Source organism: Micromonospora sp. M42 (assembly GCF_000568915.1).
GTDB classification, from domain to species: Bacteria; Actinomycetota; Actinomycetes; order Mycobacteriales; family Micromonosporaceae; genus Micromonospora; species Micromonospora chalcea.
Window position 1 is genome coordinate 3,026,120 of record NZ_KK037233.1, and the last position, 11,854, is coordinate 3,037,973.

The following is an 11,854-nucleotide window of genomic DNA, read 5'->3' on the forward strand; positions in this document are numbered from 1 at the left end:
AACGCCTCCGGTAGAGGAGGGGGCCCTTATTAACACCCGACGTCCGTGAAGCGAACCGGTTCGGCCAGTACGGCTGCCGCCGCATCCAGGTCGGCGAGGCGTGCCGCCAAGGTCGCGACGGCGAGCCGCTCGGGTAGGGCTGCGCCGAATTTGAGGCCGGCGACAGCCCGCCTGTCGATGTCGGGAAGACACAACCGCTGACCGGCGTCGGTCACCAGGGCTCGCCACTGGGCCCTTGTCACATCCCGGCGGAGGCGGATGGCACAGTCGTCGAAACGCTGCGAGGGGTCGACCACCTCACTGAGCGTGGCGGCCAGCGTAGCGTTGCCCCGTAGACCCGCCCAGGTCCACCAGTGCAGATCTCCGCGAGAACGCACCACACAGGTGCCGCCTGGGTGTACTTGGGACGAACGCTCCTCACGGATCGCCGCGAGCCGGTTCGACGCCCGCGTGGTCAATCGCACCGGCGGGTCCTTCCCGAGCAGTACCTGCCGCATGGCTTGAGTCACCGGAAAGCTCGACCCGAGCCAACCCTGCGACGTCCACCGGGCCCGGCCGCCGCCGTCCGCGGGTTCCACGAAGCAGCGCCGCCGTCGCCAGTCGACGTAGTTGACCCGCCAGCTCCGGCCGCCCAGCAGCAGTCGGCGGTCTCCCCGCACCTCCTCGGTGAGCAGGCTCGGGTCGATTCGCCCCAGCTCCTGCCGCCCGTGCAGGACGGTGAACTCCGGCGGACCGGTGAATACAGCGGTCAGCTCCATGAAGTGCCGCCGGCCGAACCGCTGTTCTGCCTGCAGGCCGATGAACAGCAGCCCGCCGTCGCTGTCGAGGTAGCCCTGGTCCGTCAGATGGCGCATGACCGGCTCGGCGCTCCGGTCGAACGGGGGCAAGCCGTTCCACGCCTGCGCCCAGAGCCGGTCTCCGACGCGGCCTTCCTGCAGACAGAGCGCGAGCATCTGCTGGGCGACGATATGGCGAGGTTCAGGCGGGGGGAGGACGGGCTCCACCCAGCCTTCGCCCCACAGCGACAGCAGAGCGGCGGCCCTGGTCAGCTCCATCGCGCTGCGGCAGAGGAAGAGGCAGTTGCGCGAACTGCCCGGTCTGCGCCCACTGCGACCGAGCCGCTGCAGGAATGACGCGACGGTCGTCGGAGAGTCGATCTGGATCACCCGATCCAGGTCACCCACGTCGATACCGAGTTCCAGCGTGCTGGTGGACACGATGACACAATCCCGGGCCTCGGCGAATGCGTGCTCTGCCCGGCGTCGCTCGTCGAGTGAGAGCGAGGCGTGGGACAGGAAGGTGGTGACGCCGCGCTCGCGGAGCAGCTGTGCCAGTTCCTCGACCGTCTGCCGGGACTCGCAGAAGACCAGCCGCTTTTCCCCCCGGTGCAGGGCGGCGATGACAACGGCCGCGTTGGCCAGCGATCCCACGTAGTCGAGTTCGACCTCACCTGGTGGAGGCCCACCAACGGGACGAACGTCGGTGACCTGGCCGGGGGCGACGACGGTGCCCGGACGGCTGCCCGCTCCCGACCCCTGCAGCCAGGTGAGAAGCTGTTCCGGGTTGCCCACGGTGGCGGAGAGTCCGACCCGCTGCAGAGGCCGGCCGGTCACCCGCACCAGTCTTTCGAGCAGTGCCAGCAGGTGCCAGCCACGGTCGTCGCCGGCGAAGGCATGCACCTCGTCCACCACCACCGCACGCACCCCGGCCAGGAAGAGCCTGTGGTCCACGTTAGCGCTGACCAGCATGGACTCGATCGATTCGGGTGTGGTCAGCAGAATGTCAGGGTGTTGCCACAATGCTCGGCGGCGAGCCGTCGCGCTCACATCACCGTGCCAGAGTGCGACGGTGCGCCCCAGCCAACCGGCGTACCGTTCCAGTCGCGGATGCAGGTTGTTGAGCAGCGCTTTCAGTGGGCACAGGTAGAGCAGCGAGGTGCCGCTCCAACGCTCGCCCGCCATGCGGGTGAGCAGCGGGAAGATCGCAGCTTCGGTCTTGCCTCCGGCCGTCGCGGCGAGCAGCAGCGCGTCGTCGCCGCGCGCCACCGGCGCGAGGGCGGCACGCTGCAGCGGACGTAGGTCCGGCCAGCCGAGGCTGTTGACCACGTGATGCAACAGCACCGGGTCCAGCGGGACGCCCTCGCTCACATCGACAGCTCGACGTCGTCGGCCGCGACCACGTTTCGCTCGACGTCGGTCAACTCATCGGGCCGCAGGGTCAGTCCGTAGTGCTGGCGCGGGTCCCAGTCGGGGAACTGGTCGACGCGGTCGAAGACGTCCGCGACGAGCTTCTTGAGATAGACCCGGGGTGCCACCCCGACCTGGCCACCCAGCCGTCCGGCTACCGCGCGGGCAAGTTCGCCGAGGTAATCATCGTCGACGCGCGCGGAAACCCGATCACCACCGTAGATGTCCCGCACTCGCACGCCGAGGTGAACCAGGGAGTCCTCGGTGAAGCCGGGGAGCCGGAGCTGCGTGGCGCGGGGATTGTCCCAACGGTGTTCCGGGCCGAAGTCGGTGGCGAGTCGTTGAGCAAGCGGGGCGAGCCGCTGGACGCCCTGCGGGCCGTCAAAAAACGCCGGTGTGCCAGTGATCATCAGGAAGAGCCCGGGGAATCGGCCAGCGTAGATGTCGTCGACGAGTTGCCGCAAGGCGTTGAGTGCCTTGTCCCGTGCATCCGCGCGAACCCGCTGCAGCGTCTCGACCTCATCGAGTACCAGAAGCAGACCAGGGTGGCCGCTGTCGCGCAGCACGGCCAGCAGGCCACGTAGGAAGTTGAGCGCACCGAAGTGGTCAAGATCGCCCTTCACCCCAGCGACTCGCCGGGTGGCCGCAGCGACGTGCGGCTGGCCGCCCAACCAGGCGGCGAGACCACCCGCAGTGACATCGTCGCCGTCCGCGAGCGCGGTGCGGTAGCCGCGCAGTGCCGCCGCGAACGCGGGGGTGCTCCGCGAGATGTCCGCCAAGCGGCTTTCGAGCAGCGCACCTACCGCGCGGTCGAGCGCTTCGGCGTCCGCCTCGGTAGCCGTGCCGGCCGCCAAGACATCTTCCTCCAAGGCGAAGATCCAGTTGTCGAGTACGGGCCGCAGCGCGCTCGGTGTGAACTGTTCGGTGGACAACTGCTCGACGAGTCGCCGGTAGACCGTCTCCATCCGGTGCAGCGGCGTCTCGAGTTCGGAGATCTGCACTTCGGCCACCGCGAAGCCGCGCCGTTTCGCCCGTTCGCCGAGCCACCGGGTGAAGAAGGTCTTCCCGGCCCCGTACTCACCGCGGACCGCCTTGAACACGCTGCCCGCACCGGCCACCCGGTCCAGGTCCTCGTCGAGGGCTGCCGTGAACCGGTCCAGACCGACCGCGAGCGCGTCCAGGCCATTGGCCGGCACTACGCCCCGGCGCAGCGCGTCGATGATGTCCCGTCGGCGGCGGGCGCTGACCTCGACCGTCATGAGGGCCCCAGCACAAACTGCTCGATCATCAGGGGGATATCCAGTTTCGCGGTCCGTCCGTCCGGGTCAAGGCTGAGCACCGGATAGCCCTCGACCTGCAACAGCCGCCGGAGCGCGGTGAAGGTGGCGGAGATGCGGTGCACCGGCACCTCCGCCCGGGTGGCAAGCGTCTCCAGCGTCGCTCGGCCGTTGCCGGCGAGCAGCGCGGTGACCATCGCAGCCACCCGCTCGTCGGGGACGGGTGCCCGACTTCCCCGCCGGTCGGCGTAGACCGGGCTGGCGAGCAGCGCCTCGACGAGCGCGGACGATGGGTCGATCGGGGCCGGCGGACCGGCGGGCGGGGGCAGGACCGCCGCCACCGGCGCCTGGGGCGGCACATCGAACAGGCTCTCGTCCTGAACCGCCGCACGGGGACGGCGGGTCGGACGGGCCGCCGCCGTGCGAGGGACGGGCAGTGCGGGCTGCTCCTCGGGTGCGGTCTGCCGAACCGGTTCCCGCCACCAGTCCGGGCTGGCGACCGGCGCTCCCGACCATCCGGGGACGGCCTCATCGTCACCGGAGGCGAAGAGCAGCAGTGGGATGACCGCCTCGGCCGGGCTCGCGCCCCCGTGGTAGCCGGCCTTGCGGGGGCCGTACCGCAGTTCCTCCCTCCAGGGCAGAATCAGGTCGCCCCCACCGAGCGCCACCCGGCTGCCGCGGAAGCGCAGCTCACCGTCGGCCGGCTCGCCAGTGGCGGGACGCCATCGGTTCTCACTGCTCTCCGACCGGCACAGCAGGGCCTCGGAGCCGCGGTCGACGACGTGCCCGTGGTCGGAAACCAGCACCACTACCCGGTCCTGGGCGACAGCAATCAGGTCACGCAGTCCTCTGACCGTGTCAGCGCTCCACTCGACGGTACCCGGGTCGCTGCGGTCGAGCGCATCGTCGATGGTGTTGATGACGGCGGCGACCAGTGGCACCGCCGGATTCTCGATCGCCGCGGCGACCTCACGGTCGACGGCGACACCGGCCGACGTACGCAAATCGGCCTTGTGCAGCAGCACCCCGTCCGGGAACCGGGCCGCGAAGCCCTTCACCTCGTCGTTGCGGTCACCGACCCTGATCATGCCGCTGAACAGGCTGCACCGGTTGACGGCGGTGACCGTCGGCAGCGCGGCGAGGACGCCGGTGCGCTGCCCGCCGTGCGGGGTGAGTTCGGTCCAGGCACCGCTACGCCCCAGTGACTCGGCGATCTCGATACCCGCCGCCGCTCCCATACCGTCGAGAAGCAGCAGCAGAACGCGCCGGCCGTGGTCCAGGATCGGCTGGACCACTCGGTCCAGCAGGTCCTCCACGCGCAACAGGGCACCGGGGTCACGCTCCGCGCCGGTGGTGTCCTGCAACAGCTCGGCAAACTCACGGTCGTGACGGGACCTGCGGGCGTGTACTGCCTGGTGCAGGATCCGGTACGCCTCGGCAACCTGCTGATCCACGTCACCGTCGAACACGTCAAGCCGTGCCCGGTCGACCCAGCCGTCCTCGCGGATCTGCCGGTGCACGGCGTCGGGCATGGTGGCGGGCGACGCCTGATCGGGTGTGGCCAACCAGCGCAGGAGCCGAACCGCCATCCGGGCGGTCTCCACCCGTGCCCGGTCCGCCGACCGGTGGGCTTCCACCTCGGCCAGCCGATCCTGCGCCCGTTCGATCAGGTCAGCGGCGGGCGCGGCACCTCCGGCAACCGGCAGTGCCAGCCGTACCGCGGCGCCGAAGGCGCGCATCCGCTGGGTGAAGCCGGCCGGCAACAGGGCGGAAGCGGCGAGCCGGCCGGCCACTCCGATCTCCCCGGCGACCTCCTCGGCCCGGCGCAGCAGCCGGTGCGCGTCGTGCCGGACCGCCTCGTCGTCGAGAGCCCGGTAGATCCACGCCTCGGCGGCATCGGTGAACGCCCATGCCTGCGTTTCGGTGAGCCGGGTACCGGCGAAACGCGGCTCCAGCCGGGTCCGGGCCACCGCGAGTTCGACATCCGACGCCTGCGCGGAGTCACGCGGCCAGAGCACGCCGGTCAGCAGGCCCAGCGGGATGGCATCGACCCCTTGCCCGGCGCGCACGGCCGCCAGCACCGGTACGGCGACCGGACCGGCAACGTCGACCATGAACGTGCCGAGCCCGTCGATCCATTCGGCCGGCAGTTCGCTGAGGCGCATCTGCGCCGCAGCGTCGGTGCTCCAGTGCAGCAGTCCCGCGGCGTCCAGCCCGTCGGGTTCGAGTCCGAGTACCGTCCCGGCGAGGTGCCTCAACGCGTGGTCGCGGGTCAGGATGGTTCCCGTCGGCGGCGGCCAGCCCTCGGCCGGCGCCAGTTCGGTGAGCGCGTCGGCAACCCAGCGACCGATGCGCACCAGCGTCGAGTCCGGTCGCACCTGGCCACCGAACGCCTGGCTGACCAGGTCCCAGGGATCCACGCTGCGTCCGGTCTGAAGGCTGACGTGCGCCAGCAGCCCGTCACCCAGCTCGCTGTCGGTGAGGTCGGTGAGCAGGACGAGCTTCTCCTGCGCCGACCGGTCCGCCAGGGCAGCACGCGCCGCCAGAGGCGTCGGGCAGGGCACCACCCGCACGGTTCTGCCACCCACGGTCAGCACGGGCTCATCGGTCCAGTACGGCCGGGCCAGCAGCACGATGGCGTCGGCGTCGTCCCGCTCGGCGAGCCACGCCTCCACCTTTCGCCGCACCGCAGCCGGACGGACGGCGGCCCTTGGCACGCTCATACCTGCTGCTCCGGAAGGACGACCCGCCAGACGATCGAAACCGGACGTCCGGCGGAAACCACCGCTCGAATCCCAAGGACAACTTCCTCCAGCGCATCCAGGTCGTGGACTGTCGTCTCCCCGGGGACCGCCGGTGTCGGCTCGACGGGCGTGTTGCTGCCGTTCCCTCGCTGTCGGGGGATCAACGGCTGGACGACGTCCGGCCCTGAATCGACGACCGGGTCATGGTTCCCTCGTGCGACGCCCTTCCCCGGAGGGGGCGGGGGCGGCGGGGTCACCGGTCGCTGTGCCGCGAGCATCTCGACCGACGCTTCGACAGCTCGTCGCACCGCCTCGGCCAGATCCGTACCGTGCTGCTCGTCACGCCCCGCGGCGTGCAACTGGTCCATGATGCTTCGGGCGCGCGGGTCGTCCTGCGCCGCTGACAGCCGGCTGATCGCGTCGATCACCGACCACTGCGCGTCGGTCAGCGCGTCGGTGAGTTCCTGCGCCCGCTTGAACACCTGGCTCGCGGCGTGGCCGTCCACACCGCCGAGGCGCCGCTCGCCCTCGGCAACCACGGCGACGAGCACCACGTCGTCGGGTTCCTGGGCGACCTCGGTGAGTAGCTGCGCGACCCGCCGTGCGGTGGCCAGGCGACCGCACTCGGCGAGCGGGTCGAGTCCGAGACGCGTCGCGTTCGACTCCAGCTTCTCCACGAGCTGACCGGCGGGCCGTGCATACCGGGTGGCGACCTGACGCATGGTGCCGGCCAGAGTGCCGAGGTTGGCAGGGTTGCGAAACCGAGGCAGCACCTCGCCGAAGAAGGGCTGGCCGAAACTCACCGCCGCCTTCCAGGTCTCGTCGTCCGGCATCGGCGGGTGGCGCAGCTCGAAACGGTCCTCCACGCCGTTGACCGCCGCTACGCTGATCTTGCCCCCGGTGTCGTACCAGCTGAGCTGCTGCTCGAACGCGAAGACCGCAATGATCAGATTCTGCAGCTCGCGATCGAAGCCGCGGGCCTTGGGCAGGTCGAGCAGCTTGCGCAGCGCGTGTACCGGCCAGCGGTCCCGGTAGTCCTGCCGGGCCGCCTCCTGCAGCAGGTGCCGGCTCCAGAAGCAGGTGCTGATGTCGAGAACGTAACGGTGGTCGACCACCTCACCGAGCTGCAGCGGGTTGCAGATTCGGCGCAGCGTCTTCTGGTCGGCCGGGGAGTCGATGGAGACGCCGTGGGTGGGGTCCGCCGCCGCCCTCTTGGCGTACTCGAACACCTTCGCCAGGTCGGCACGAGCCAAAGGCTTCTCGTCGACGGGCAGCGCCGGGCTGCCCGGGTACGACCAGTCCAGCAGCTCGCCGGTGAGGTTGCGGAACGCGTCGGCGAGCGTGCCGCCTCTCGGGTCGCCGATGCGCAGCCCATCGGCCAGGGTGTGCAGCACGCCGACGCTGTCCGGGTGCACGTCGGAGGGTTGCGGACTCGCGGCCCCGTACGCCTGCTTGAGCGCGGTGATCAGGCCGTCGCGGAGCTGGGTCTGGCGCTGCAGCAGGTAGACCCGGCCCTGCTGCCGGTCGGCCTGGGGCCAGTCGGCGGCAAGTGTGTTGAGCCGCTCCCCCGCGCCGCCCACGCCGAGCAGGTAGTTGATTTTCGCGAGCTGGGCGACCCGGCTCATCATGTCGTCGGTCAGGTACAGCGGCAGCCAGAACACGGTGTTGGAACCCCGGGGCAGCTCGTCGATCCGAGCTCGGTCCGCGTTCCGGGGAAAGTCCTGCGGATCGAACGGATAGTCGATGACGATCCGCCAGGACTCGCCAGGAGCGATCAGGGCGGCGACCGGCATGGTGAGCGGGTCGCGGACGTTGCCGAACTTGACCTGTACGACGTGCCGCCGCCCCCGCCACTCGCGGGGGTGCTGCAACTCGCCGTGGCTCCCCTCGGTGCCGGTCAGGCCCATCTCCGCACTAATCAGCTCGCGGAGCAACTGCTGCCGTACGCCCGCCGAGGTCTCGTTGTGCGGCACCAGGTCCAGCAGCTTGTCGAAGTCGACGGTGTGCAGCTTGAGCGACACGACCGGGTCGTGGTCGTCGGTGAGGTGCAGCTCGCCGGCGTCCTGCGAGATCTTTCGCAGCCGGGTGAGCACCATGGTGTTCTCGTAACCGGGGATCGGCGAGGCGATTGATCCGAAGTTGAGCGCGTGCAGCTTGGCCGCGGTCAGGTTGTGCAGCGCCGGCACCTCGGGCACCAACGCGCCGAGCAGGACGGTCTTGACCAGCTTGTCGTCGAGCTGGAACTGGGTGTGTGTCGCTGCCCGTTCTTCGTCGATGCCGTTGAGGGTGAGCAGTAGCGGCCGCAGCTTACGCAGATAGAGGTTGCGGGCGGCGTCGAACTGCTGACGTAGCTTCGGCCGATCGGGCAGTTCGCCGTGCAGCACCAGCGGGTCGAAAAGCGCGGCGACCCCGATCAGGTCGTTGACCTTCAGCGTGTCCCGCCGCTCGACCAGCAGCTCGGTCATCACCTTCAGCGCGGTGCGCTCACGCTGCAACGCCTGCGACAGCGCGACCAGGGTGGCGACCAGAGCCGGCGAGAACGGGTAGAGCTGGCGGAAGGCGGTGGCGTCGGACCCGATGCCGGCGTCGCCGTACTGTGCGCCGAGCAGCAGGATGTCCCACACCTCGCGGTTGTGCCGTACGGCGGCGAACGCATTGTCGATGACCGCCCGCGCCGCCTCGTCGTTGGGGTGCAGCAGGCGCTTCTCGGTGATCTCCGGCAGGTTCGTGTCGGCGAGGACGATCTCCCCGAGCCGGCCCTGGACGCTGCGCATCACGTGTGCCAGTGCTTCCCGCTCGGTGCCGCCGACCTGCGGGCCGAGGAACTCCTCCAGGTTGCGCTGCCGGGCAACGAAGGAGATCAGCGGCAGCGGCCGGGCCGCGTCTGCGGACTCGACCAGCTTGTTGAGCTTGGCTCCCTCGGTGTTGACGAACGTGTAGTCGGCGATGCGGCCGGACAGCCAGAGGATCAACTCGTCGAGGAAGAGGACGATCCCGTCGTACCCGAGGGACTTGGCATGCCGGGTGATGACCGCGAGGCCGCTGTCAAGGTCGAGATATTCGGCGCTGTGCACCGCTCCGCTGAAGAACGTCTGGGTGAGCGCACTCACGAGCGCGTCGCGGTCCTTCGTGCCGGGTGGCTGAGCGGCTGCCTCCGCGTACCGCTGCGGGGTCCAGCCCTCGGCCTGAGCCCGCATCGCGGCCAGGCCGAGACCGCCCGCGCCCGGCACGGCGGCGCCACCGCGCAGCGCGGCGAAGAACTTGTCGTCGCCCAGCGTCCGCCGCAGGCCCGCTGCGTTGTCCAACAACGCATCCGACCGGTGTACGGCAGGTACCGGTGCGTCCGGGTGCGCGGCGGTGATCTGGCGTAGGTAGCCCTCGAGAATCGCCTGCTCGACCGAGCGCGCGTCGAGCATGTGCAGCGTCAGCGTGAGGAACTTCCGGCCGGGGAGCCAGGAATCGGCCGCGACCACCGGACCCTCCAGCCCTTTGATCTTCCGGGCGTCGGGGTTGTGCGCCAGGATCTCCCGCAGCACGGCCATGAAGTGCGACTTGCCGGAACCGAACGAGCCGTGCAGAAACATGGCCTGGGAGCGACCGGTCGTGACCGCGTGGCCGATCCGCTGCAACGCGGTAGCGAAGTTGTCGCGAAGCTGGTCGGTGACGACGTACCGGTGAAGGTCGGCGCCCTCAGCCGCCTTCACCACGAAGTCGCCTTCGCCGACGGACGTCGGAATGTCGATCAGGTCGCGCAGCAGCGTCACAGGTGCTCCTCCAAGCCTCCCCACGGTGCCCGACACGCTACCCATCGACCTGATTGCTTGGCAGCGCCCCGATTGGACGCTGTCCATGCTGGATGGGGGAATTCGTCGTGATCCGTCGAACCCGCCCTCCACCGATCGTGGGAGGAACCGCAGATCAGCATGCGTCGTACCCGACCATCAGTAGATGAAAGTAAGTCGGATTCCGGACAGTCACCTGCGCCTGGGACGTCACTTTGGGAGGCCACAGAATCGGCGATGATGCCGGAGATGAGCTTGGTCTATGTGATGCTGCGGGTGCCGACGTAGCTCACTGATCCGCGAGTCGTCACTCGTCCGTCGCACCGTGAACTTCTCATCAATGTAGAGGGCAAAGAAGTCGAACTGGGTGTGGTGGTTGGGGCAGAGGCAGAGCAGGTTGCTCAGGTCGTCCGTACCGTCGTGCGGCTTGCCCAACCCACGGATGTGCGCCGCCTCGCTGTAGTAGCCGTCCCGGATCTCCAGCCGGACTCCGCAAATCTGGCACCGATGGCCATGGAGCTGCTTCACGGCTTTCGCATCCCGGCTGCTGCGGACGATGCGGTCGATCGTGACGAGCTGTCTCTCCGCCGGATTACCCGAGCCGGTGGGCGCGAAGAGGTTCGGTTCGAGCGTGCCGGCTGCGGAGTCGTAGCCCGCGAGCCCTACCTGAGCCAGCACCGCGGCGCGGTCGACGTTGGAGGTCAGCGTCCGGGACAGCATCGCCACGGCGCGCCCCCGCATGTCGACGTCGGCCAGCAGCCCGGCGACGTCTGCCGACAAGTCAGATGTGGCGGCGTCCGGAGCGCTCGATGCCCGACCACCGTGGAAGCCGGAGCGGTCGATCTCCCATTCCTGTGCCTGCTTGTGTTCCCACAGCCCGCTGTCGATCAAGGGCAGCAGCGATTGCTTGTCCGCGCCGCCGTGACGTGCGAGGAACGCTTCCAGGGACGTGAGGGTGTCCGCGTGGCTGCTCGGCTCCGCAGCGGCAGCCGTCCGCCCGATCGCCCACAGCATCGCCAGCGGTATGCCGGGCGCCGAGCCGTCGCTGCTCTCGTCGAGCACCTGCCGCAGCACACGGAAGAACTGCTTACGGCCCATCCGCTTTCGCGCGGTCCGACCGTGCGACGAGCCGATGCCGGGCACATTCGGGAGGAAGGGCAGGATCGAGTCGTATCCGTCAGCGTCGACAAGCGTGAGACTCCGCAGCGGAAAAGGGAGTCCGAGTTGACGCAGTACGGGCTCGGCCGGCAAGGCATGAGCGAGCTGTTCGATCGCCCCCAGCGCCATGATGTGTTCCCAGGTCTGGCCCTCGTCGTCGGTCTGCCACACCCGCTTCGCGACGGCCTGACTTCGAAAGAGGTGCAGGATGCGGGCGCGGGCGTAGAAGACCTTGTCGGCGTAGAACAGCACGTGGTCGCCGGCATTGCGCTCACGGAGCGCACGCGCCTTGGGGTTGTTGACCTGCTGGGTCGGCGTCGACCCCCATAGGCGAGCGACGCCGTCCGGATAGAGCCGCTGCAGTGCCGGCAGTTCGGGCCCCAGTTCCGCCGCAATCTCGGCGAGCCGTACGCCTCGAATGATGGAGTGTTGGTAGTGCTCCGGGCCGCGCACCCTTGCGCCGCCCCGCAGTTGCAACACCAGTTGCGGTCGGTATCCGGCATCACGTCGTTCACGGTCCCGCACGGCTACTCTCCATCGCCCGGGTTGTCGACGATCGAGCGCGGCACGACAAAGCCATCCGCCTTGCCGCTGCGCGCGACGATGCCTGTTCGGAGCACCTGATCGAGATCCGCTCGCTCCACATTGCGGTAGCCCTCGAAGCCGTCGTACAAACCGCCCAGACTTGCCTGGTTGCTCATGTTCCC

6 protein-coding genes are annotated in these 11,854 nt (G+C 69.4%); all 6 read right to left on the reverse strand.

Annotated elements, in window-relative coordinates:
* Window positions 1–29 precede the first annotated feature (29 nt).
* Window positions 30–2,147 carry a DEAD/DEAH box helicase gene (locus tag MCBG_RS13635; RefSeq protein WP_043326002.1) on the reverse strand — a complete coding sequence of 706 codons (2,118 nt, stop codon included), beginning with the start codon at window positions 2,145–2,147 and terminating at the stop codon, window positions 30–32.
* Window positions 2,144–3,445: a BREX system ATP-binding protein BrxD gene (gene brxD / locus MCBG_RS13640; protein ID WP_043326004.1), complete on the reverse strand. Its 1,302-nt coding sequence runs from the start codon at window positions 3,443–3,445 to the stop codon at window positions 2,144–2,146. Before brxD ends, MCBG_RS13635 begins: the two co-directional genes overlap by 4 nt.
* Window positions 3,442–6,186 (reverse strand): BREX-2 system phosphatase PglZ, encoded by a 2,745-nt coding sequence (gene pglZ / locus MCBG_RS13645; RefSeq protein ID WP_043326006.1) that lies wholly within the window; start codon window positions 6,184–6,186, stop codon window positions 3,442–3,444. Before pglZ ends, brxD begins: the two co-directional genes overlap by 4 nt.
* Complete coding sequence (locus MCBG_RS13650) at window positions 6,183–9,971, reverse strand: phage resistance protein (RefSeq protein ID WP_043326008.1); 3,789 nt, start codon at window positions 9,969–9,971, stop codon at window positions 6,183–6,185. Before MCBG_RS13650 ends, pglZ begins: the two co-directional genes overlap by 4 nt.
* 228 nt (window positions 9,972–10,199) lie before the next feature.
* Window positions 10,200–11,672 carry an HNH endonuclease gene (locus MCBG_RS33015; RefSeq protein WP_198033299.1) on the reverse strand — a complete coding sequence of 491 codons (1,473 nt, stop codon included), beginning with the start codon at window positions 11,670–11,672 and terminating at the stop codon, window positions 10,200–10,202.
* A 2-nt stretch (window positions 11,673–11,674) separates the two neighbouring features.
* A complete protein-coding gene (locus tag MCBG_RS13660) occupies window positions 11,675–11,848 on the reverse strand; it encodes a hypothetical protein (RefSeq protein WP_157560782.1) in 174 nt (57 codons plus the stop codon).
* Between the last annotated feature and the right edge of the window lie 6 nt (window positions 11,849–11,854).

Bases quoted from the DNA above. Each gene is read 5' to 3' on its own strand.
- brxD (WP_043326004.1), bottom strand. From the start codon at position 3,445: ATGACGGTCGAGGTCAGCGCCCGCCGCCGACGGGACATCATCGACGCG.
- pglZ (WP_043326006.1), bottom strand. From the start codon at position 6,186: ATGAGCGTGCCAAGGGCCGCCGTCCGTCCGGCTGCGGTGCGGCGAAAG.
- MCBG_RS13660 (WP_157560782.1), bottom strand. From the start codon at position 11,848: ATGAGCAACCAGGCAAGTCTGGGCGGTTTGTACGACGGCTTCGAGGGC.